We start from the raw sequence: 23,852 nt of genomic DNA, 5'->3' as shown, positions 1-23,852 counted from the left end.
ATATGCCAAATCCCAAATCTTACTCTCGTATTGCCATCGCGGTTTCAGCCGCATTAACTTCTATGGTATTTTCGGCCCATGCAGCCTGGATTGATGTTGATAGTCTTCCTTCCAGCGGTCTGGTTAGCAGTCTGTCCCCGGAGTTGCAGGCTTTATTTCCTGCACAGGCGAATGCAAGTTTCGCTAAAACCAGCGCTACGCCGAATTATGTTTATCAATGGAGTGCTGGCACCATTCCTGTTTTTGGCAATGGGTTAACGCTCAATGGGCCAGGAGCAGAAGCCTTCGAGCACTCCATTACCGTTATTCAGAATAGCGCGACGGGTAGCCCAGGCGTTATTTTCGGTGACGACCTGACGATTCGCACACAGTCGAAGAATGCCGCTAATAATGGTAAAGATGTTGACGGTATCCGTACGCACGGGGCCAATACGCCGGATAACCCGGTTTTTATCATCACCGGAGATCGCACCAGCATTTATGTGGACGGTCAGGATGGTGACGGTATTAACGCCGGTTACAACTCCTATAGCCAGGGTTGGAAAGGCTCAGCCAGCATTTACGTCGGCGACGATCTGTATATTCAAACCACCGGTTATCAGGGGCGTGGTATCACTGCAAACGCAATGAAAGACGCTACGCAGGCCAAAAATACGATTGTCGTCGGCGATCGGGCACACATTGTGACGATCGGTGACAGTTCAGAAGGTCTTCGCACCGGGCAGAGCGGCTCCTCGATCCGCCTTGGTGATGACGCCACTATCGAGACGTCGGGCGCGTCCTCGACAGGGATCTATGCCGCCTCATCTTCCAAAACGGAACTGGGCAACAATGCCACGATTACGGTCAACGGCGTCAGCGCCCATGCGGTTTATTCCACCAATGCAACCGTGAATCTCGGCGAAAACGCGACGATCAACGTAAACAATTCGGCGAAAGCGGCGTCTTACAGCAAAGCGCCACGCGGTCTGTATGCGACTTCACGCGGGGCAATAAACCTGGCTGGCGGCGCCGCCATTACTATGGCGGGCAATCACAGCAATGAAAGTTATGCCATCAGCACCGAAACGGGCGGCTCCGTAGACGGCTCCGCTGGCGGGCGCTTCCTTATCGACGGCGATCTTCACGCCGCTGGCGCGACTGCCGCGACCAGCAGCCTGCCGCAGCAAAACAGTACCATTACGCTCAACATGACCGACAACTCGTTGTGGAGTGGGGCGTCATACATCACCAGCGTCACGGCCGGAACGGGGGTTATCTCGCTGCAAATGAGCGATGCGACCTGGAACATGACCAACAGCTCAACACTCACCGACCTGACGCTGAACGGCGGGTCAGTGGTGAACTTTGGGCATACTGATGGCGAACCGTGGCAGACGCTTACCATTAATGAAGATTTCACCGGCAACGGCGGCAAACTGGTTTTCAATACCGTCCTGAATGACGACACCTCCGAAACCGACAAGCTGAAAGTGCTCGGCAACACCGCGGGTAATGCGTTTGTGGCGGTGAACAACATTGGCGGAACCGGGGCGCAGACCGTTGAAGGTATTGAGATCATCGAAGTAGCCGGTAATTCTGACGGTACTTTTGAGAAAGCAGGTCGTATTGTTGCCGGTGCGTACGACTATAACGTGGTGCAAAATGGCAGCAACTGGTATCTGACCAGCTTTATTCCTGCTCCGCCGGATCCGGAAGAACCGGACCCGGTCGATCCGGACCCGGTAGATCCCATCGACCCAGACCCCGTTGACCCGGATCCGGTTGACCCTATTGACCCAGGTCCTGTCGATCCAGACCCGGTCGATCCGATAATCCCTGAGCCGGAAATACCTGTCGCACCTCCGGTCACCGAGCAGCAATACCGCCCGGAAGCAGGCAGTTATCTGGCGAACAACTACGCCGCTAACACGCTGTTTATGACCCGACTGCACGATCGTCTGGGCGAAACGCAGTACATCGACATGCTGACGGGCGAGAAAAAAGTCACCAGTATGTGGATGCGTAACGTCGGGGCGCATACCCGCTTTAAAGACGGTAGCGGGCAGTTGAAAACCCAAAGCAACAGCTATGTGTTGCAGCTGGGCGGTGATCTGGCGCAGTGGAGTAGCGACGGCCTCGACCGTTGGCACATCGGCGCAATGGCAGGTTACGCCAACAGCCAGAACCACACGCAGTCCAGCCTGACCGGCTACCATTCACGTGGTCAGGTTACCGGTTACAGCGTGGGGCTGTACGGCACCTGGTATGCCAATGGCGCAGACAAGACCGGCACTTACGTAGACACCTGGATGCTGTACAACTGGTTTGATAACAAAGTGATGGGCCAGGAGCAGGCGACGGAGAAATATAAATCCAGCGGGATTACTGCTTCGGTCGAAGCGGGTTATAGCTTCAAACTGGGTGAGAACGAGCGCAACAGCTACTGGCTGCAACCAAAAGCGCAGGTGGTATGGATGGACGTGCAGGCCGACAGCCACCGCGAAGCGAACGGTACCCGCGTGAAGGATGACACCGATGGCAACCTGATGACTCGTCTGGGCGTGAAAGCCTTTATCAACGGTCACAACGCCATCGACGACGGTAAATCACGCGAGTTCCAGCCGTTTGTCGAAGCCAACTGGATCCACAACACGCAGACGACCAGCGTGAAGATGGATGATGTGAGCAACGACATGCGCGGCACCAAAAATATCGGCGAGCTGAAAGTCGGCGTTGAAGGTCAAATCACCCCGCGTCTCAATGTGTGGAGCAACGTGGCTCAACAGATCGGCGACAAAGGCTACAGCGATACCCGCGGTATGCTGGGCGTGAAATATAACTTCTGACGGGATTGTAAGTAACAGAAAAGCCGCTGATTAATAGGTCAGCGGCTTTATTTTTTGGGGAGGCGGTAGGTCGGATAAGCGTTAGCGCCATCCGGTAAATAAGCTGCGTACAGCGCTAGCTATTACTATTTTTGTTACAAGCAAGTTCTTTGCCCAAAGCAATCATGGCCAATTCAGAAGGACTGTATTTTGTTCGTTCTTTAGGATGGGTCTGGAGGTAATTACCAACAATATCAGCTTCCTGTCCAATGGTTATGCTTTCATTACAGATGATATTTTCTTTTGATAGTGTCCCCGCTACACCGGCAACAAAAGACATATACATCACTGCTGTCTGTTCATCCCGAACATTCAAATAATCAAAACCTTTCTCATACAACTGATAGCCGTGATAAAGCGAGTTGCCGTCGATATTCAATGTCGATTTTGCCAGTACAGGCGTTGAAAAAAAGAGCAATAACAAGACAGGAATGGCAATTTTACTGATCATACGAGCACCAGCCGCCCTTATGGTGTGAGCCAGTACCGCCGTGCGGGTGTTCTCCTTTCGGGCATGCGAAAACAGTAGATGATGCGGTGATAGTGACGAGAGCGATAACCATTGCCATGAATACGTTTTTCATATGTAACCCAATAATCTAATTTATTAGAAACGAGGCTGTCCCTTCCTGATTAAAGAAAAAGGATGCCTGTGTATTTTTAGCGGGATTATAATATGGTGTTTATTGTGCTGTCATGTTTATCGTTTGGCATAGGCCATCAGGATAGTATTTTTATTATGATTTTTAGTGTAGTGGTTGAATGATTTCTAATGCGTTTCTGATTCATGGATAATGAGTTGCTGCTTCAAATATCATAATTATTGATTATTGCCCGTAAGTTTATAATGCTTTTTTCATTTATTAGGCTCCATTAATTCATCAAAGAAATTATCGCCGTTAACAATATTATCAGAATGAATATCACATTGTGCACATTGAATCTTGGCTTTCAGTAACTGAATTTTTATTTCTTCGACTTTTTCATCGTCGTCAATCGAAAAGATGGTGTCTGGTTTTTCGTGGTGATTCATTTGTTTGGGTTCCCGTTACACTTTGGCTTCATTTTCCAGGAGAGTAGGCCGGATAAGCGCAAGCGCCATCCGGCACCAAGTGAACCTGTAAGTAACGCTTACAGGTTCAGCCGTACTTCACTGGAGAGTCGCCAGCGTGCTCTCAATTCTGTTCAGCTTCTGATTTGCCTCTTGCAGCTCATCCTGCAATCGTTGTTCCTGCTCGCCGTAGACCATCAGGACGATACAGCCGTTCATCACTTTTACGGTAATCTGTTGCCCGGTATCAAACCCTGCCGCACGGAGCCATTTGCCGGAAAGAATAATTTTGGGTATAGATTTGTCGAAAACATTCGGGCGATATCCCACAATTACCGAACGCTCGGTTCCGGATTGGTCGCTGTCTGGGGTAGAATGCGAATCAGCCATAATCAACTCCTTGATAGTGGTGAGGTTAGACGCTCCGGCTGTGTTCCCGCACAACGGGGCGTTGCTAGTGTAGAAGGCTTTTAGGTGGCCTCCTATATAGTGAGAGTAATTGGATAGGTGGCCCCATGTCAATCATATCGCGCGAAAAAAAACCAAAAGGCGGCGGTCAGTCACCGCAGTTCAAAATGCGTATTGATCCGGCATTGAAGGAGCAGTTGGATGCAGTAGCTGCTGAAGAAGGGGTAAGTCTCGCCAGTTGGTTGAAGGAACTGGCGAGGGAGGCGTTGCGGAGGAAAGGTATTAAACCCAATGGGTAAGTTCATAGGCATTATTATTTGAGAGGGAATTTGAAATGGCTAGAACAGCTAACCAATTGAAGTTATTGGATGTGCTAAGAAGATTTGAAAAGTCTAGAAAGTTATTCACGATTACTGAGTTAGCTACTGAAACTGGTTATACTGAAAACAGTATAAGAAAATATATAAATGAGAAGTTGAATGGAATATATTTAAATAGTTTGAATGGTAAGCTATGGAAGTGTGAAGGAATACAGACGATATCAAATGACGATTTTATTTGTTTGATGTCTCAATCTTTAAGAGCAAAAAATCTTACACCAGAAACAAAAATTTATAAATCTCTCCTGAAAAGAAGTTTGGATGCATTTGTTTTGTCATTGGAGGTATATAATAGGCCAACACTAGATAATAGAGTTGAAGCATTTTGTATACTATCAGTCAATGCTTGGGAGCTATTGTTAAAAGCAGAATTACTTAAGTATTTAGGCATGGATGCAGTTTTTAAGAAAAATGGATGTTCTGTAAGTATAACTGATGCAATTAATAAAAGGTTGCAGCAAAATGATCCTGTTAAGAAAAATCTAGATACTTTAATTGAACTTAGAGATGGGGCTATACATTTATTATTACCTGAGTTACAACCGGAGCTTTCTCGTCTTTTTCAGGCTAATGTTTTAAATTATCAACAACGTTATTTGAAAGAAACAGGTATGTCACCATTAGCTGGACAGAGCGTTGGAATGTTAAGCTTAGTTGTAGATGGCCCTAAAAGTGATATATCCACTATTAAAGAAAACTATGGTGAGATGACTGCAAATGTTGCACGTGAGTTTCTGACAAGATTTCATAAAGCTTCTAAAGAACAAAACTCAAATGAATTTAGTATATCAATTGACTATAAGCTTACACTTACTAAATGTGAGAAAGATAGTGATTTATCATTGGGTTTAGGAAACCAAGGTAGTAATGCAATAATTATTCGAGAAACTAGAGATCCTGATATAACTCATCCTTATTATCAAGGTTCAGCAATTGAGAAAATAAATAGTCAACAGAAGAATGTTGTACTCACGAAATTTTCTTTCACCGCAATAATTAAGAAGCATAATATACAGAAAGCAAAACGATCTGATATGCATTATACCATTGATAATAGACATCGTTATTCTGAGAAATTCATACAATGGGTTATTAAAAACTTAGAACAACCTGGATGGCTAGAAGAGTCAACAACCCATTACAAAAAAATCATCAAAAAATAGGAATTTTGGCGGAAGATCACAGGAGTCGAACCTGCCCGGGAACGCTGGCGCCCCCAACTGGATTTGAAGTCCAGCCACCTCACCGGAGATGACGATCTTCCGCGCCTCGATTGCTACATGGAGGCGGGGCGCATTATAGCTACTTCCTACGGTTTCCACACCCCCTCACTCACTTTTTTAACTTCCCTTTTGTCTTGCCATGATCGGTTTCATATAAATCCTCAATAAATCCGGTAGTTACATTTCATCACATTTTTCGACGCAACTCTGATCACAGAAAACAAGAATCGTAATTTGATAACGAGATATCGGAATACCCGCGCTCACAGGGATGGTTTACAAGAACTGTAACCGGTATCAGTGCGTGTGAAAGTGCTAACAAGGATGCGTAATGAAAAGTGAGATTTTGTCCGTTAAAGAGAAGATTGGCTACGGAATGGGCGATGCGGCGAGCCACATTATCTTCGATAACGTCATGTTATATATGATGTTCTTCTATACCGATATTTTTGGTATTCCGGCCGGATTTGTCGGCACCATGTTCCTGCTGGCCCGCGCGCTGGATGCTATCTCAGACCCTTGCATGGGACTGCTCGCCGACCGCACCCGGTCGCGATGGGGGAAATTTCGCCCGTGGGTACTGTTTGGCGCACTGCCGTTTGGTCTGGTCTGTGTGCTCGCCTACAGCACACCGGATCTCAGCCTGCATGGCAAAATGATTTATGCCGCAATCACCTACACGCTGCTGACCCTGCTTTATACCGTGGTGAATATTCCCTATTGTGCGCTGGGCGGCGTGATCACCAATGACCCCACGCAGCGCATCTCCCTGCAGTCATGGCGCTTTGTGCTGGCGACGGCGGGCGGCATGCTCTCCACCGTGCTGATGATGCCGCTGGTGAATCTGCTTGGCGGTGAAGATAAGGCGCTGGGTTTCCAGGGTGGGATTGCCGTGCTCTCGGTGGTGGCATTCCTGATGCTGGCATTCTGCTTCTTTACCACCAAAGAACGCGTGGAAGCGCCGCCGAGCACCACCTCAATGCGTGAAGACCTGCGCGACATCTGGCAGAACGACCAATGGCGCATCGTCGGCCTGCTGACCATTCTCAACATCCTTGCTGTCTGCGTACGCGGCGGGGCGATGATGTATTACGTCACCTGGATTCTGGGCACGCCAGAAGTGTTTGTCGCCTTCCTCACCACCTATTGCGTCGGCAATCTGATCGGCTCTGCGCTGGCGAAGCCGCTGACCGACTGGAAATGCAAAGTCAGCGTCTTCTGGTGGACCAACGCCGCGCTGGCGGCCGTCAGTCTGGCGATGTTCTTCGTACCGATGCACGCCAACATTACCATGTTCGTCTTCATCTTCGTGATTGGCGTACTGCATCAGCTCGTGACGCCAATTCAGTGGGTAATGATGTCCGACACCGTGGATTACGGCGAGTGGTGCAACGGAAAACGTCTGACGGGGATCAGCTTTGCGGGCACGTTGTTCGTGCTCAAGCTGGGCCTGGCGCTCGGCGGGGCGCTGATCGGCTGGATGCTGGCAGGTGGGGGCTACGACGCCGCAGCGAAAACCCAGAACGGCGCCACCATTAGCATCATCATCGCGCTGTTCACCATAGTCCCGGCTATTTGCTACCTGCTGAGTGCCGTGATCGCCAAACGCTTCTACACCCTAAAAACCCCGTATCTGACTGAAATCATGAGACAACTGGCGCAGGGCGCGCGCCGCAATCAGCAAGATTTCACGACGAAAGAATTACAGAACTAAGGAACCGATGATGAAAATTAGCGATGGAAACTGGCTGATTCAGCCCGGTCTGAACGTGATTAACCCGATTCAGGTGTTCGAGGTTGAACAGCAGGGCAATGAGATGATTGTCTACGTTGCGCCGCGCGATGTGCGTGAACGTACCTGGCAACTGGATACCCCATTGTTTACCCTGCGCTTCTTCTCGCCGCAGGAAGGCGTGGTCGGTGTGCGTATGGAGCACTTCCAGGGGGCGCTGGATACCGGTCCGCATTACCCGCTCAATGTGCTGCAGGATGTGAAGGTCGAGATGCGCAACACCGCTGAGATTGCCGAACTGAAGAGCGGTAACCTGAGCGTGCGCGTAACCAAAGGGGAATTCTGGTCGCTGGATTTCCTGCGTAACGGCGAACGTATTACCGGCAGCCAGCTGAAAAACAACGGCTACGTGCAGGATACCAACAGCGGGAAAAACTATATGTTTGAGCGCCTGGATCTCGGCGTCGGGGAAACGGTATATGGCCTGGGCGAGCGCTTTACCGCGCTGGTGCGTAACGGGCAAACGGTAGAAACCTGGAACCGTGACGGCGGCACCAGCACCGAGCAATCTTACAAGAACATCCCATTCTATATCACCAACCGCGGTTACGGCGTACTGGTGAACCATCCGCAGTGCGTGTCGTTTGAAATCGGCTCTGAGAAAGTGTCGAAAGTGCAGTTCAGCGTGGAAAGCGAGTATCTGGAATATTTCGTCATCGACGGCCCAACGCCGAAGGACGTGTTGAACCGTTATACCCAGTTCACTGGCCGTCCCGCGCTGCCGCCCGCCTGGTCGTTCGGCCTGTGGCTGACCACGTCGTTCACCACCAATTATGACGAAGCGACGGTCAACAGCTTTATCGACGGCATGGCCGAGCGCAATCTGCCGCTACACGTTTTTCACTTTGACTGCTTCTGGATGAAAGCCTTCCAGTGGTGCGACTTTGAGTGGGATCCGATGACCTTCCCGGATCCGGAAGGCATGATCCGCCGCCTGAAAGAAAAAGGGCTGAAGGTCTGCGTGTGGATTAACCCGTATATTGGCCAGAAATCGCCAATATTCAAAGAGCTGAAAGAGAAAGGCTATCTGCTCAAGCGGCCGGACGGTTCCCTGTGGCAATGGGATAAATGGCAGCCGGGCCTGGCGATTTACGACTTCACTAATCCGCAAGCCTGTGAGTGGTATGCCAATAAGCTGAAAGGTCTGATGGATATTGGCGTCGACTGCTTCAAAACCGACTTTGGCGAACGCATTCCTACTGACGTTCAGTGGTTTGACGGTGCCGATCCGCAGAAAATGCACAACCACTATGCGTACATCTACAACGAACTGGTGTGGAACGTGCTGAAAGAGACTGTCGGTGAAGAAGAGGCGGTGCTGTTTGCCCGTTCAGCTTCGGTCGGCGCGCAGCAGTTTCCGGTGCATTGGGGCGGCGATTGCTATGCCAACTATGAATCGATGGCCGAAAGCCTGCGCGGCGGGTTGTCCATTGGTCTGTCCGGCTTTGGCTTCTGGAGTCACGATATTGGCGGCTTTGAGAATACCGCCCCGGCGCACGTCTACAAGCGCTGGTGTGCGTTCGGGCTGCTCTCCAGCCATAGTCGTCTGCACGGTAGCAAATCCTACCGTGTACCGTGGGCGTACGATGACGAATCCTGCGATGTGGTGCGCTACTTCACCGAGCAGAAATGCCGCATGATGCCGTATCTGTATCGCGAAGCGGCGCGCGCCAATGAGCTAGGAACGCCGATGATGCGCGCAATGATGCTGGAGTTCCCGGACGATCCGGCATGTGATTATCTCGACCGCCAGTACATGTTGGGCGATAGCGTGATGGTTGCGCCGGTGTTTAGCGAGGCGGGCGATGTGCAGTTTTACCTGCCGGAAGGACGCTGGACGCATCTGTGGCGTAACGACGAGGTGTCTGGCAGTCGCTGGCATAAACAGCAGCATGACTTCCTGAGTCTGCCGGTCTACGTGCGCGAGAACACCCTGCTGGCGCTGGGCAGCAATAACCAGAAGCCGGACTACGCCTGGCATGAAGGAACCGCGTTCCAGCTGTTCCATCTGCAGGAGGGCCGGGAAGCGGTGTGTGAAGTGCCTGCGATGGACGGCTCGGTTATCTTCACGCTGAAGGCGACGCGTGTAGGTAATACCATCACTGTGAAAGGGAACGGTGAGGCACGTAACTGGACGCTGTGCCTGCGAAATATTCAGGAAATTGGCGGCATTAAATGCGGGTCGCATATGGGCAGCGAGCTGGGTGTAGTTATTACTCCACAGGGCAGTGAGCTGACGATTACCTTGTAAGTATGTGTCGACGTGGTGCCGGATGCGTTTTATCCGGCCCACGCTGCGAGCAGCATTCCAGATCTGAAAATCCAAAACATCCTGAATTAAATTTTTATCTCTGCATATTTGCGAGCGGTATCACTCTGATTCCCGCGAAAAATGTGATCTGCGCCGTAAATATCTCACTATTTCCTCTTTTTGTCTTATTTCTGTCCGGATTACTGGACACGATTTAGTATTGTTGACGCATCGTAGTCCTCTTATATTTATCATCACGGATTACACGTGGAGCATAAGCGCTTCTTTAGCTATTTAATCTGGTGTGTGATAAGGGTAAATAATGCAAATGATTACCTCGCGACAAAACAGATTATTAAAGTTTCTTCTGTCTAAGAAGGAATATGTCACGCTGCTGAAAATTGCCGAGTATTTATCTGTTTCAGAGAAAACTGTGCAGCGCGATCTGCGTTTACTGGAACCATGGTTATCAGAATGGAAAATAACCATCGATAAACGTGCTGGTGCTGGGGTGATATTAAGTTCCGATAATATTACCGACCTTTTATATATGGATCAGTTATTAGGATCGGAAGGTGATGATACTGACGGCATGATGAATAATTCACGGCGAGTCAAGATAGCCTCACAGTTATTAAGCGAAACGCCGCATGAAACGTCGATCAGTAAATTATCCGAACGTTATTTCATTAGTAGCGCATCGATTGTTAACGATCTGAAAGTAATTGAATCCTGGATTACCCCACTGGGCCTGTCGTTGATTCGCAGTCAGAGCGGCACGCATATCGAAGGCAGCGAGAGCGGTGTACGCCAGGCGATGGCGTCACTGATTAACGGCGTGATTAACCATAATGAACCTGGTAACGTGGTTTATTCACGCCTTGACCCGGGCAGTTATAAAGCCTTAGTGCATTACTTTGGTGAAGAAGATGTTTTATTTGTCCAGACGTTATTGCAGGAAATGGAGAACGACCTGTGCTGGTCTCTGGGCGAGCCTTATTACGTCAATATCTTTACCCATATTTTGATCATGATGTACCGCATCACGCGGGGCAATGCGCTGCCGAGAAAAGATGAAAATATCACCTCATGTGACGAGAATATTTTTTCCATTGCCAGCCGGATGATTCAGCATATTGAAAAACGCATTGCCCACCCGCTGCCGGAAGACGAAGTCTGGTTTATTTATCAATACATTATCTCTTCCGGCGTGGTAATTGAAGAGCATAACGACGTGAGCGTGATTGGCCATATGCACTCCAGCGACGAAGCGCGTTTGATTACCCATCGGTTGATTGCCTCCTTTGCCGAGATGGTCGACAGCGATCTTAGCCAGGACACGGCGCTTTATGACGGATTGCTGATCCACATTAAGCCGCTGATTAACCGCCTGAACTACCAGATCCGCATTCGCAATCCATTGCTGGAGGATATTAAAGGCGAGTTGCAGGACGTGTGGCGTCTGACCCAGTGCGCGGTGAATCGGGTGTTTAGCAGCTGGGGCGAGCGGGCCGTGTCGGAAGATGAGGTGGGATATTTAACCGTGCATTTTCAAGCCGCAATGGAGCGGCAGATAGCGCGTAAGCGCGTGCTGCTGGTCTGCTCAACCGGTATTGGCACCTCTCACTTACTCAAAAGCCGTATTCTGCGCGCCTTTCCGGACTGGACTATCGTCGGCGTGGTATCGGCAGGCAGCCTGCCCTCCGTACTGACTGACGATATTGAACTGGTGGTATCGACGATAAATTTACCTGCCGTTGCTATGCCGGTCGTGTATGTCACCGCCTTTTTCAATGATGCAGATATTAAGCGGGTAACAGAAACGGTTATTACGGAAAAATTACATCGGGCGACGTCGCTGGTCGTCGAAAATTAATGTCTGAACTCCATGAGGTATGATTGATGGACATCACGAAAATACTCAATACAAATCGCGTTATTTTGGACATGAAGGCCACAAGCAAAACGGAGGCTATTGAGGAACTGACGGATATTCTGCAAAAAGATGGGGCAATTAGCTGTCGGGAAACGTTTATTCAGGATGTCTGGCAGCGTGAATCAGAAGGCTCGACCGGCTTCGAAAATCATATTGCGATCCCGCACGGGAAATCCTCGGCGGTGGTCAATACCACGCTGGCAATTGGGCGTACCCGCCAGGATATTCCCTGGGAAACCCTGGATGGCAGCAACGTGCGCTGCATCATTCTGTTTGCCGTACGCCTTGAGGATCAAAATACTACACATATTCGTCTGCTTTCGCAGGTTGCCGGCGCGTTGGCGGATGACGACATTATTGAACAACTGTTAGTCGAAAGCAGTCCACAGAAAATTATTGAGCTTTTTAGCCAATATGCTGAATCCAATGTCTGCTAAATAAAAAGTGGAGCATGTTATGAATATTGTTTGTGTTGCCGCCTGTACGGCGGGTATTGCGCACACCTATATTGCCCGTGAGAAGCTAATTAAAGGTGCTAAAGCGCTTGGTCATAATATAAGAGTTGAAACCCAGGGAACTATCGGCACGGAGAACGAACTGCTGACAGAGGATATTTCTGCAGCTGATGTCGTAATTCTTGCTGTCGATGTCAAAATAAAAGGGGAGGAACGATTTTCAAATAAACGCATTGTGCGAGTGAAAACCGAAATCGTCATAAAATCGCCCATTCAGTTTCTTGAAAAGGTCGAAAAATCATTAGTTAATAATAACCAGTAGCGATCCTCATTCTGGAGGGATTTCACATGAGTGAAAATAAAATTCCGCTATCTCAGGAAATAAAAAGACATTTATTAACGGGGATTTCGTGGATGATCCCGTTAATTGTCGCCGCCGGGATCTGTATTGCTCTCGGGCAAATACTTGGCGGCACTAACGTGGGTGAAAAAACAGGAACCATACCTTGGATGCTCAACCAGATTGGCGGCTGGGGGATGGGGTTAATCGTACCGCTGATTAGTGCGGCGATTGCGTACTCCATTGCCGATCGTCCCGGATTTGCGCCGGGCCTGATTGTCGGCTTTGTTTGCGGCGAAATTCATACCGGTTTTATCGGCGGGATGCTGGGCGGGTTCCTGGTCGGTTATACCGTACTGCTACTTAAGCGCTATATCCGTTTGCCACAGTCGATGCAGGGGCTGATGCCCATCATGGTGTTGCCGGTACTGAGTACCGTCATTGGCGGCCTGTTGATGATGACGCTGATTGGCAAGCCGATAGCCTGGCTGCAGGACGCGTTGATTCATCTGCTGGAGTCCATGCAGGGCGGATCCCGCTTTCTGATGGGCGCTATCCTCGGTGCGATGGCGACATTCGACTTCGGCGGACCGGTGAATAAAACCATGTCGCTGTTTGCTGACGGCATGCTGGTCAGCGGTGTGTACGGTCCGGAAGCGGTGAAGTTTGTTGGTTCGATGATCCCTCCGTTCGGCATTACGCTCTCTTTCCTGCTGACGCGTCACAAATACACCCGTGCGGAGCGCGAGGCGCTGAAAGCGGCATTCCCGATGGGGATCTGCATGATTACAGAAGGGGTCATTCCGATTGCAGCGCGTGACCTGTTGCGCGTGGTGGGCTCCTGCGTGGTGGCCTCGGCGATTGCGGGCGGCCTGATTATGGTGTGGGGTGTCGAAAGCCCGTTACCGCACGGCGGCATGTTTGTGGTTCCGCTCTTTACGCATCCGCTGCTGTTTTGCCTGGCGCTGGGGATCGGCACAGTGATTTGCGGTGTCATGTTGTCGCTGTGGAAGAAACCGGTGACCGAGCGTGACGAAGAGTTTGATGAACTCAGCGATCAAAAATTGAAAGACGAAGAGATCACCTTCACCCTGGAATAACCGGAGGCCGTATGTTTGCCGATATGAAAAGCATGGTGACGAAAGCCTGGCGTGAGCAGTACGCGCTGCTGGCCATTAACTGCATGAACCTGGAAAGCGCCCGCGCGGCGGTTCGGGTGGCAGAGAAACACCGTGCGCCCATCATCCTGAATCTGTATCAGGGGCATCTGGAGCATTTTCCGGCCCCGATAGCCGCTGCGGTCGTCAAAACGCTGGCAGAGGAAGCCTCAGTACCGGTCGCGCTGGCGCTGGATCATGGAAAGGATCCTGTACGCATTCGTCAGGCTTTTCGCGCCGGATTCAGCGGGTTAATGATCGACGCCTCCGCCTTTGCGCTGGAGGAGAACATTCGCCAGACCCGTGCAGTGGTCGAGCTCGCAGCCAGCGTTTCTCTGTGCGTGGAAGGTGAGCTGGGTCATCTGGCCGATGCTCCGCGCTATGACCATGCCGCTAACGCTGATTTGATGACTCAGGCCGCCGACGTGGAACCCTTTATCCAACAGACCGGGATCGATTTGCTGGCGGTGTCGGTGGGTACGGCACACGGCATGTACGCGCCGGGTATCACACCTGCTATTGATTTCCTGCGGCTGGAGGAAATAGCCCGGTTATCAACGGTACCTCTGGCACTGCATGGCGGCAGCGGGACGCCGTTTGATCAGCTACAGCGTTGCCCGACGTTTGGTGTCGCCAAGATAAACGTTGGTGCGGCGGTTTTCGAAGCCGGAAAGGCTGCGCTACTGCATACCCTGTGTCGTGACACATCCGGTGAACTCGTTAATGCCCTGGCCCTGATGGAACAGGCCTGCGAGGAAGCCATTATTCCGTACCTGCAGGCCAGCGGCGCTATCGGCAAAGCCTGATTCATTTTCTGTAACGCCTTCTATGCCTCTGCGATGACGCACTGGCAGGGCTTTCTACACCCTGAAACTGGAGAATTAACATGTTAGTTTCGATGAAAGAATTACTGCAACCTACTCGTCAGCACGGTTTTGCTATCGGCGCATTCAACGTGGCGGACAGCTGCTTTGTACGTGCAGTAGTGGAGGAAGCGGAAGCGACCAATACCCCGGCGATTATCTCTATTCACCCCAGTGAACATGATTTTGTCGGCGATGCGTTTTTTAGCTATGTCCGCGATATCACTCTGCGCAGCCCGGTTCCCTTTACTCTGCATCTGGACCACGGCGCTTCGGTTGAGCATGTACTGCGGGCGATTCAGTGTGGGTTTACCTCGGTGATGATTGATGGCTCGCTGCTGCCGTATGAAGAGAACGTGGCGCTGACCCGCGAAGTGGTCAAGCTGGCGCATGCGGTAGGTGTTTCTGTGGAAGGGGAGTTGGGTACGATTGGTCAGACCGGGACGTCAGTGGAAGGCGGCGTGTCGAAGGTTACTTATACCGATCCTGCTCAGGCAGAGGATTTTATCGCCCGAACCGGTGCAGACACGCTGGCGGTGGCGATTGGAACCGCGCACGGGATCTACCCGAAAGGGATGCAGCCAGAGCTGCAAATGAACATCCTGCGCGACATCGCCGGGCGTGTGGATATTCCGCTGGTGCTTCACGGTGGTTCCGCTAACCCGGATGCGGAAATTGCCGAATCCGTGACGCTGGGCGTGGGTAAAATCAACATTTCCAGCGATATGAAATACGCCTACTTCCAGAAAGTCCGCGAAATCCTGGCAAAAGAAACCTGGTGGGACCCGAACGTAATCTACCCAGAAGCCATTAGCGCCGCGCGGGACGTGATCCGCCACAAAATGAAATTGTTCGGTTCAACCGGCAAAGCATCACTTTACTAACGGCATGCAGGCGGGGCGACCCGCCTCTTTCGCAACAAGGAAAAGTGGAATGAAGCGTTCACATATTAATTATGCCGTCGATAAAGCGCATGCCATCGCCGAGACTTTTCGGGTCTGTCTGCCTGATTTTGCGTATTTTACGATCGATGCCTGGCGGCAACAGGATCAATCTCTGTGGCGTGAAGTGCGCGATCTCCAGCTGGGCTGGGATATTACCGACTTTGGGCGTGGAGATTTTGCGCAAACGGGACTGACGTTACTGACGTTGCGCAATGGTCAGCCAGGGTCAGCTAATTACCCCAAACCGTATGCTGAAAAGATGCTGCAAATTCAGCAGGATCAGCAAACGCCATGGCATTTTCATCGCCATAAAATGGAAGATATCGTGAATCGCGGCGGCGGTGACTTATGTATGCAGCTGGCATGGGCCACGCCTGATGATGGGTATGACGCACGGCGTATTGTTGAAGTTAGCGTCGATGGTCAGCGGCGTACCGTTGACGCTGGCGAGACGCTGGTATTGAAACCGGGACAGGGGGTGTGCCTGCCGCCGCGCTTGTATCATCGCTTTTGGGCGGAGAAGGCGTTCGTGCTGGGCTGGGAAATCTCGATGGTCAATGACGACCAGCATGACAACCACTTTCTGGAACCTGGCGGTCGCTTCCCGGCGATTGAAGAGGATGAGCCGGTGAAGTGGCTGTTGTGCAGTGAATATATTCGTTTATGAGCGTGAGTAAGCCCGGTAAGCGAAGCGCCACCGGGCAATAAATTATTGCGCAGGTGGTGGTGCTGTGACTTCACTCCCTGAAACCACACCCGCCTGCATAGTCTGCGTGACCTGCTGTTTCTCCACGTTCACCGCATGCAGTTGCCCGCTGACCGTTGGCTTGAGCGGCGCATCGGCCTGAATATTGCCGCTGGCGGTAAGCTGAATATTACCATCGCCGGAAAGCGGCAGTGCGGGCCAGCCCCACTGCTGCAGGATCGTCATTGGCACGCCGCGTCCGTTCAGGCTGATCTGAGCCTGGCGCTGAGGCAACTGAGAAATGCTGGCGGTGGCCTCCAGCAGCCCTTTTTCCGTATAGGCGCTCAGTTCGCTGATATTGATGGTGCTGTTGTTCGCCGTCAGCGCCAGCGAAGGACGACGTACATCCGTGCGGTTAAAGGTAGCAGCAGCGGCGTTGAGGGTGGCGCTCCCGCTCCAGATCCCCCACTGATTGTTCTGTACCAGCCCGAGGTTAGCGCCGTAACCGTCAAGCGCGGTGAGCTGCCACGGGAAACTCGGGTCGATATCAATTACCAGATTGCGGCTGGCGCTGAATTTCTTCAGCGTCAGGCTGTTTAGCCATGTTGGCAGAGGTTTCATCCACTGCTGCTTCCAGTTTTCCGGCAGCGTGTATTCCAGACCGGCAATCGCGGCATCATCGAGGACCAGCGCTTTGTTGCTGCGTAGCCAGTTTCCGGATGTTCTGACCATACCGCCTTCCCAGCGGGTGGTGAACTGGCGCAGCGCAATGCCCTGTGGTGAGAACTCGGCGTTCAGAATCGGATCGAAGAAGTGCAGAGAGCCGTAGATAAACTCGCTGGCGTTCATCGACAATTTTCCTTCCTGAGTTTGCCAGTCGTCCTTGCTGAAGGTCATGTTGCGCAAGCTCAGATCGAGATCCGTCACCGCCCAGTCAGGGCCTTGCAGACGGGCATCCGTTACTTCCAGACGACCAATTTGCAGGGAAGGAATGGTGCTTAACGGGGCAAAAAAGTCGGCCAGCGATTTGTCGCTTTGCAGCCGGATATCGTTCAGGCGCAGATTCTCCACTACCCAGCTCCCGTCGGCATTGCGTTGCGCTACGCCGGTTAATGCTCCACGCGCCACGTCTGCGCCAATATTGCTAAGCGTCACCCGGTCATGGTCAATGCTGCCTTCAATCAAGACGTTGGTGGTCGGGACATCGTTGAGCGTCAACGAACTGGCGCTGAGCTGAATTTGCGCTTTGCTGCCGAGAATTTTACCTGCCTCAGGGCTCCAGGGGATGACACCTCCGTTAACGCGCTGGGCGCTGAGGTTCCACTCGCTACCGGGGCTGTTAAGCGCCATATCCTGCAATTGCAGGCGATCGGCCTGAAACGGCAACGGCGCGGTTTGCTGGGAAAGATTCAGTGTGCCGTTTTGCAACAAAATGGTGTCTACGTGCAGCGGGTCGGTGATTTGGCGGCTACTGAGTCCAATATCGACCGTTTTGGCGACCAGCGTGGCGGGCTGACCATCCCGGCCAAAGGTGACGTTTTCCAGCAGAATATGGGAAGGGGAAGAAAACCGGTGATCGATGGCATCAAAGGCCAGATGGTAGCTGCTGTTCTGTGAAACCCAGGCGCTGACGTGCTCTGCGCCCCAGCGGGTTTGCAGTAGAAAATAAAGGCCGAGGATCGTCACTGCAAGGGCGATCAGCACGTAAAGAAGCAGCTTTCCAATAAATTTCATGGTCTTCCATCCCGCGAAGTGCACATAGTCAAGTTATGCACGATTTAGACGCAATGCTCAAGGCGGGAATGGTGAAAGAGCGTTACAGCGGCGTTGATTCAGAATCAACGCCGCTGTTTGCTTATTGCTTTTCTGGTGGGAACACCAGGTTCAGAACGATAGCGGTAATACCGCCTGCGGCAATGCCGGAAGAGAGTAGGTTTTTCACCCAGTCCGGGGCGAACTGCAGGATCAACGGCTGCTGGGAGACGCCCAGGCCGACGGCCAGCGACAGCGCGATAATCAGAATCGCGCGACGGTTCAGCGGCTCGCGGGACACAATACGCACGCCGGATGCGGCGATAGTACCGAACATTACCAGCGTTGCCCCGCCCAGTACTGGCTCAGGAATATGCTGTACAAAACCGCTGACCGCCGGGAACAGGCCCAGCGCGATCAACATCAGCGCCACCACAAAACCGACGTAGCGGCTGGCAACGCCCGTTAACTGAATAACCCCGTTGTTCTGCCCAAAACAGGAGTTCGGGAAGGTGTTGAACACAGCGGAAACAAACGAGTTCAGACCGTTCGCCAGCACGCCGCCTTTCAGGCGTTTCATATACAGCGGACCAGAAACCGGCTGCTCGGAGACATCAGAGGTGGCCGTAATATCGCCGATGGTTTCCAGCGAGGTGATCATAAAGACCAGCATCAGCGGCAGCAGTAAACTCCAGTCGATACCCAGGCCATAATACAGCGGCGTTGGCACCATTAGCAGGTCCTGGCTTACCGGTGCGGTATTTTGCGGCAGCATGTCCATAAACCAGGCCAGCAGATAGCCTGCCGCCATCGCAATCACCAATGACGCAACACGCAGGTAAGGGTTGCGTTGACGGTTAAGCAGGATGATTAGTGCCAGTACCACGCCTGCCAACAGTAAATTCTTCGGTGCACCAAAGGTGTTGTCGCTCATTGCGGCATAGCCACCACCAATCGATGTCAGACCCACCTGAATCAGCGACAGGCCGATAATCATCACCACCACGCCTGAGACCAATGGGGTAATGATCCGCCGCGCCAAATGCAGTACGCGTGAGATAACCATCTCGGTGCAGCTTGCCAGCATCAACGTACCGAACAGCGCCGCCATCATGGTTGGGACATCTGCGCCACCGGTTTTTAGCGCCGTACCGCCCATAATCAGTGGCGCAACAAAGTTAAAGCTGGTGCCCTGAATGGATAGCAGCCCTGAGCCTACCGGCCCCCAGGCTTTGATCTGAATGATAGAAGCTACGCCGGAGGCGAACAGCGACATACTGATAATGTGTTGAGTATCCTGAGCCGGTAAACCAAGCGCCTGGCAAATTAACAGAGCGGGAGTAATTACCGCGACGAACATGGCCAGCAGATGCTGACAGGCGGCAAATAAGGTCTGGGCTAACGGGGGGCGATCTTCAAGACGGTAAATCAGTTCACTGTTGTGAGTCTGCGCAACCGGTTGCGCATTTGTTGACTCTACGGCGTTAACGGACATCAGAGGCAATCCCATGGTGGAAAAGCGGTGATTTTATCTGACCAGGGCGGAAAAGCAAACGTTTGCTAGCAGGTATTCTTAATATTTAAAACGGATAAACAAACATTTTTATATAACTTTTCATCATTTTCTGCTTAAAATCCACCCCGAAAACTCAATAAGAGCTAAAAATCGGTCTGGAATGCATCGTGCGTGATTGTGCTAAACGCACTAATGGAGCTGTAAATGTTTTATCTCGATACGTTATCAACGCTGGTTGCGGCAACCCTTGTGTTGCTGCTGGGACGTAAGCTCGTCCAGTCTGTTTCCTTCCTGAAAAAATACACCATTCCCGAACCCGTAGCGGGCGGCCTGCTGGTGGCGATTGCGCTGCTGGTGCTGAAAAAAAGCATGGGCTGGGAAGTGAACTTCGACATGACACTGCGCGATCCGTTGATGCTGGCCTTCTTCGCCACTATCGGTCTGAACGCCAATATCGCCAGCTTGCGTGCTGGCGGCCGCGTGGTGGGTATTTTTCTGATTGTGGTTGTTGGCCTGTTGCTGATGCAAAACGCCATCGGTATTGGTATGGCGACCCTGCTGGGTCTGGACCCGCTGATGGGTCTGATCGCTGGCTCGATCACCCTCTCTGGTGGACACGGAACCGGGGCCGCATGGAGCAAGCTGTTTATTGAACGTTATGGCTTCACCAATGCGACTGAAGTGGCGATGGCTTGCGCAACGTTTGGTCTGGTATTGGGTGGGCTGATTGGTGGCCCGGTGGCACGCTATCTGGTCAAACACTCCACCACGCCAGACGGTATGCCGGACGATCAGGCTGTGCCGACCGCATTTGAAAAACCGGACGTCGGACGTATGATCACCTCACTGGTGCTGATTGAAACCATCGCGCTGATCGCTATCTGTCTGACGGTGGGGAAAATCGTTGCGCAAATGCTGGTTGGAACGGTACTGGAACTGCCGACCTTCGTTTGCGTGCTGTTTGTGGGGGTGATCCTCAGCAATGGTCTGGCGCTACTGGGCTTTTACCGGGTGTTCGAACGTGCGGTTTCTGTGCTGGGTAACGTTAGTCTGTCACTGTTCCTGGCGATGGCGCTGATGAGCCTGAAGCTATGGGAACTGGCTTCTCTGGCCTTGCCGATGCTGGCAATCCTGGTTGTGCAGACCATTTTCATGGCGCTGTATGCGATATTCGTTACCTGGCGCATGATGGGTAAGAACTACGATGCCGCTGTGCTGGCTGCCGGACACTGCGGTTTTGGCCTCGGCGCGACGCCGACGGCGATTGCCAACATGCAGGCGATTACCGAACGCTTTGGGCCATCCCATATGGCGTTTCTGGTGGTGCCGATGGTGGGGGCATTCTTTATCGATATCGTCAACGCGCTGGTGATTAAGCTGTATCTGCTGTTACCGATTTTTGCGCCATAACGGCTGTGCGGCGGGGTAACATCCGCCGCCACTATGAATCGACTATGCGTTGGAGTAGCGTTCGGTTTCCGGCATCCAGCGCTCTATTAGCGCTACGGCCTGTTGCGGATAGCGTTCGTGAATATGGCGAGCAATGCGCTGAACTTCCGGGATAATCGCCTGATCACGCAGTAAATCTGCGACCTTGAATTCTGCCGTTCCGGTCTGGCGAGTACCTAACAGTTCGCCGGGGCCGCGAATCTCTAAATCTTTTTGCGCAATCACGAACCCGTCGTTGCTGTCTCGCAGAACCTGCAAGCGTTTCTGCGCGGTTTTAGACAGCGGCGATTTGTACAGCAGGACGCAGTGGGAGGCTACCGCGCCACGACCTACGCGGCCACGTAGCTGATGCAGCTGGGCCAGGCCCAGGCGCTCCGGGTTTTCAATAATCATCAGGCTGGCGTTTGGCACGTCCACGCCCACTTCAATCACCGTGGTGGCAACCAACAGATGCAGTTCACCCTGCTTAAAGGCCGCCATTACTGACTGCTTCTCGGCGGGCTTCATACGGCCGTGTACCAGGCCAATATTGAGTTCTGGCAGCGCAATCTTAAGCTCTTCCCACGTTGCTTCTGCTGCCTGAGCTTCTAACAGATCAGACTCTTCAATCAGCGTACAGACCCAGTATGCCTGGCGCGCTTCGTGGGTACAGGCGTTGCGCACGCGATCAATAATATCGCTGCGGCGGGTATCCGGAATCGCCACCGTGGTGACCGGGGTACGTCCCGGTGGGAGTTCATCAATTACTGAGGTGTCGAGATCGGCATAGGCGGTCATCGCCAGCGTGCGCGGGATTGGCGTGGCAGTCATGATGAGCTGGTGCGGGTGGAAGCCCTGCTGCTGACCTTTTTCCCACAGCGCCAGACGCTGATGCACCCCGAAGCGGTGCTGTTCGTCGATGATAACCAGTGCCAGACCGTTGAACTGAACCTGTTCCTGGAAAATTGCATGGGTACCGACAATCATCTGCACCTGACCGCTGGCGATGGCTTCCTGTTGCGCCAGACGCGCTTTGCCTTTCTGCTTGCCCGCCAGCCAGCCCACTTCAACGCCCAGCGGCGCGAACCAGCTGCGGAAGTTATTCGCATGTTGTTCAGCCAATAATTCGGTGGGGGCCATCAGCGCAACCTGCTTACCATGTGCGATAGCGCGCAGGGCGGCTAACGCCGCAACCAGCGTTTTACCTGAGCCGACATCACCCTGTACCAGGCGCATCATTGGGACATCCAGTGCCATATCACGTTCGATCTCCGCGGTAACGCGAGCCTGTGCGCCAGTCGGTTTAAATGGTAGCGCCGCCAACAGCTTATCTTTCAGCGCATTGTTTGCGCTCAGCGGCTGGGCATGAAAACGCTGTGCCCCGGCGCGTAGTGCCAGCATGCTGAGATTATGCGCCAGCAGTTCTTCGAGAATCAGACGTCGCTGCGCCGGATGTTGTCCTGTTTCCAGATCGCTGAGTTGCAGCGACGGTGGGGGGCGGTGCAACGTGCGCAGTGCTTCGGGCAGGCTCATCATGCCCTGTAACAGTTCTGGCGGTAGCAGTTCGGCAATGGCGCAAGTATCGAGCAGATCCAGTGCCTGATCGGTCAGCTTGCGCAGCGTGGCCTGCTTCACGCCTTCGGTAGTCGGATAAACAGGGGTCAGCGTTTCCTGTAATTCCGGCGTGCTGAGATCGCCCTGCACACGGTATTCCGGGTGGATCATCTCTGCGCCGTATTTCCCGCGTTTGGCTTCACCGTAGGCCAGCACCCGGCGACCGGTGGCGAGGCTGTTTTTCATTGCTGCGCTGAAGTTGAAAAAGCGCATGGTGAGAATGCCGGAGCCATCGCTGATCTGACAGGTCATCATCCGGCGGCCACCGAAGGTGATATTGCAGTTCAGCACTTCGCCTTCAACGGTGGCATAGACGCCCGGCAGCAGTTCGCCAATTGGGTACAGATGGGTACGGTCTTCGTAACGCAGGGGGAGGTGTAGCAGGAGGTCCTGTACGGTGTGCAGGCCAATTTTCGCCAGTTTACTGCTTTGCGCTGCGCCAACGCCGGTCAGAGAGTTGAGTGGGATGGCATCCAGTAAACGGCCTTTCATCGCGTTTATCTCGCAGACTGCATAGTGGCCCACCACGTTGCATCGGCTTCAATTTCGCCCTGCGTGTTTACGTGAGGGTAGGGAAGACCTTTGCGCTTAGCGACATTCGCCAGCACCGGATAACCGCCTTCAAACAGTAAGCGCTGCTGCTCGTCTTGTAGCAGCATGCTGTTTTCTCGTCGGTACATCCCAGCGTTTTGCCGCTGGCGTTGTGCTTCGTACAGAATCAGCGCGGAGGCGACCGAAACGTTCAACGACTGCACCATGCCAGTCATGGGAATGATGATGTCCTGATCAGCCAGATCCAACGCTTCCTGAGTGATGCCGGTTTTCTCCTGGCCCATCAGGATGCAGGTGGGGCGTGTGTAATCAATCTCGCGAAAATCCACGGCTTTATCTGACAGATGAGTTGCCAGAACCTGCATGCCGCGGTTTTTTAAATGTGTGACCGCATCGCCAATAGTAAGGTGAGTTTTCACCTGCACCCAACTGTTGCTGCCTGCGGCAGAAGAGGCCATGGTGCGCATACGGCTACCCGGCCAGACGGCGTGGACTTCATGCACGCCGACCGCATCTGCAGTACGAATGATAGCGGAAACGTTATGAGGTTTGTGGACCTCTTCCATGCAGACGGTCAGATCTGGCTGACGACGTGCGAGCATTTCGCGGATACGTGCATAGCGCTGTTCATTCATAAA

The 23,852-nt window shown here is 52.4% G+C and carries 20 protein-coding genes and 1 tRNA gene; 13 read left to right on the top strand and 8 right to left on the bottom strand.

Annotation, left to right across the window (positions count from 1 at the left end; translation table 11 throughout):
* Window positions 1–2: 2 nt before the first annotated feature.
* On the top strand, window positions 3–2,828 hold the full coding sequence (gene misL / locus E6P06_RS27035) for an intestinal colonization autotransporter adhesin MisL (protein ID WP_139935871.1): 2,826 nt from the start codon (window positions 3–5) through the stop codon (window positions 2,826–2,828).
* A 115-nt stretch (window positions 2,829–2,943) separates the two neighbouring features.
* Here misL and E6P06_RS27030 read toward each other — a convergent pair whose 3' ends face one another.
* The 3 genes from E6P06_RS27030 to E6P06_RS27020 form a co-directional block, all read right to left on the bottom strand.
* Complete coding sequence (locus E6P06_RS27030; protein ID WP_003844485.1) at window positions 2,944–3,318, bottom strand: Rap1a/Tai family immunity protein; 375 nt, start codon at window positions 3,316–3,318, stop codon at window positions 2,944–2,946.
* Between the two features lie 405 nt (window positions 3,319–3,723).
* A complete protein-coding gene (locus tag E6P06_RS27025) occupies window positions 3,724–3,900 on the bottom strand; it encodes a hypothetical protein (protein WP_003844487.1) in 177 nt (58 codons plus the stop codon).
* Window positions 3,901–4,017: 117 nt separating this feature from the next.
* Entirely contained in the window at window positions 4,018–4,308 is a 291-nt protein-coding gene (locus E6P06_RS27020; RefSeq protein WP_139935870.1) for a SymE family type I addiction module toxin, read from the bottom strand.
* A 125-nt stretch (window positions 4,309–4,433) separates the two neighbouring features.
* On the opposite strand from E6P06_RS27020, the gene E6P06_RS27015 reads away from it, so the two are divergent.
* Together E6P06_RS27015 and E6P06_RS27010 are read left to right on the top strand one after the other, a co-directional pair.
* Complete coding sequence (locus tag E6P06_RS27015; RefSeq protein ID WP_086538653.1) at window positions 4,434–4,625, top strand: toxin-antitoxin system HicB family antitoxin; 192 nt, start codon at window positions 4,434–4,436, stop codon at window positions 4,623–4,625.
* Window positions 4,626–4,660: 35 nt separating this feature from the next.
* A complete protein-coding gene (locus tag E6P06_RS27010) occupies window positions 4,661–5,869 on the top strand; it encodes a DUF3644 domain-containing protein (RefSeq protein WP_139935869.1) in 1,209 nt (402 codons plus the stop codon).
* Between the two features lie 6 nt (window positions 5,870–5,875).
* On the opposite strand, the gene E6P06_RS27005 is transcribed toward E6P06_RS27010, so the two are convergent.
* A tRNA-Sec gene (locus tag E6P06_RS27005) sits at window positions 5,876–5,970 on the bottom strand.
* A 290-nt stretch (window positions 5,971–6,260) separates the two neighbouring features.
* Between E6P06_RS27005 and E6P06_RS27000 the strand changes: the two genes are divergently transcribed.
* From E6P06_RS27000 to E6P06_RS26960, 9 genes are all read left to right on the top strand, one after another.
* Window positions 6,261–7,643 carry a glycoside-pentoside-hexuronide family transporter gene (locus E6P06_RS27000; protein ID WP_139935868.1) on the top strand — a complete coding sequence of 461 codons (1,383 nt, stop codon included), beginning with the start codon at window positions 6,261–6,263 and terminating at the stop codon, window positions 7,641–7,643.
* 10 nt (window positions 7,644–7,653) lie between these two features.
* A complete protein-coding gene (yicI, locus tag E6P06_RS26995; RefSeq protein ID WP_139935920.1) occupies window positions 7,654–9,972 on the top strand; it encodes an alpha-xylosidase in 2,319 nt (772 codons plus the stop codon).
* Window positions 9,973–10,294: 322 nt separating this feature from the next.
* A complete protein-coding gene (locus E6P06_RS26990) occupies window positions 10,295–11,848 on the top strand; it encodes a transcription antiterminator (protein ID WP_003844519.1) in 1,554 nt (517 codons plus the stop codon).
* A gap of 26 nt (window positions 11,849–11,874) precedes the next feature.
* A complete protein-coding gene (locus tag E6P06_RS26985; protein ID WP_008786490.1) occupies window positions 11,875–12,345 on the top strand; it encodes a PTS sugar transporter subunit IIA in 471 nt (156 codons plus the stop codon).
* Between the two features lie 19 nt (window positions 12,346–12,364).
* Complete coding sequence (locus E6P06_RS26980; protein ID WP_003844521.1) at window positions 12,365–12,685, top strand: PTS fructose transporter subunit IIB; 321 nt, start codon at window positions 12,365–12,367, stop codon at window positions 12,683–12,685.
* Between the two features lie 26 nt (window positions 12,686–12,711).
* The gene (locus E6P06_RS26975) at window positions 12,712–13,803 is read left to right on the top strand and encodes a PTS fructose transporter subunit IIC (RefSeq protein WP_139935867.1); all 1,092 of its coding nucleotides are present in this window, start codon (window positions 12,712–12,714) and stop codon (window positions 13,801–13,803) included.
* Window positions 13,804–13,814: 11 nt separating this feature from the next.
* A complete protein-coding gene (locus E6P06_RS26970) occupies window positions 13,815–14,666 on the top strand; it encodes a class II fructose-bisphosphate aldolase (protein WP_032937159.1) in 852 nt (283 codons plus the stop codon).
* Between the two features lie 80 nt (window positions 14,667–14,746).
* Window positions 14,747–15,607, top strand: coding sequence for a ketose-bisphosphate aldolase (locus E6P06_RS26965; RefSeq protein ID WP_003024018.1), 861 nt, complete (start codon window positions 14,747–14,749; stop codon window positions 15,605–15,607).
* A gap of 49 nt (window positions 15,608–15,656) precedes the next feature.
* On the top strand, window positions 15,657–16,334 hold the full coding sequence (locus E6P06_RS26960) for a D-lyxose/D-mannose family sugar isomerase (protein WP_003837587.1): 678 nt from the start codon (window positions 15,657–15,659) through the stop codon (window positions 16,332–16,334).
* Window positions 16,335–16,376: 42 nt separating this feature from the next.
* Here E6P06_RS26960 and E6P06_RS26955 read toward each other — a convergent pair whose 3' ends face one another.
* Together E6P06_RS26955 and xanP are read right to left on the bottom strand one after the other, a co-directional pair.
* Window positions 16,377–18,086: an AsmA family protein gene (locus tag E6P06_RS26955; RefSeq protein ID WP_139935866.1), complete on the bottom strand. Its 1,710-nt coding sequence runs from the start codon at window positions 18,084–18,086 to the stop codon at window positions 16,377–16,379.
* Window positions 18,087–18,207: 121 nt separating this feature from the next.
* A complete protein-coding gene (gene xanP, locus E6P06_RS26950) occupies window positions 18,208–19,599 on the bottom strand; it encodes a xanthine/proton symporter XanP (protein ID WP_003024026.1) in 1,392 nt (463 codons plus the stop codon).
* A gap of 225 nt (window positions 19,600–19,824) precedes the next feature.
* Here xanP and gltS point away from each other — a divergent pair, with 225 nt between their 5' ends.
* Window positions 19,825–21,030, top strand: coding sequence for a sodium/glutamate symporter (gene gltS / locus E6P06_RS26945; protein WP_048233043.1), 1,206 nt, complete (start codon window positions 19,825–19,827; stop codon window positions 21,028–21,030).
* A gap of 42 nt (window positions 21,031–21,072) precedes the next feature.
* Here gltS and recG read toward each other — a convergent pair whose 3' ends face one another.
* Both recG and trmH read right to left on the bottom strand, forming a co-directional pair.
* Entirely contained in the window at window positions 21,073–23,154 is a 2,082-nt protein-coding gene (gene recG / locus E6P06_RS26940) for an ATP-dependent DNA helicase RecG (protein WP_003837591.1), read from the bottom strand.
* A gap of 5 nt (window positions 23,155–23,159) precedes the next feature.
* On the bottom strand, window positions 23,160–23,849 hold the full coding sequence (gene trmH, locus E6P06_RS26935; RefSeq protein ID WP_139935865.1) for a tRNA (guanosine(18)-2'-O)-methyltransferase TrmH: 690 nt from the start codon (window positions 23,847–23,849) through the stop codon (window positions 23,160–23,162).
* Between the last annotated feature and the right edge of the window lie 3 nt (window positions 23,850–23,852).

The sequence above is a fragment of the Citrobacter sp. CF971 genome (genome assembly GCF_006385635.1).
Taxonomy (GTDB): Bacteria; Pseudomonadota; Gammaproteobacteria; order Enterobacterales; family Enterobacteriaceae; genus Citrobacter; species Citrobacter freundii.
The sequence above is the reverse complement of the archived record's forward strand: the minus strand, read 5'-3'. Positions and strand labels throughout refer to the sequence as shown.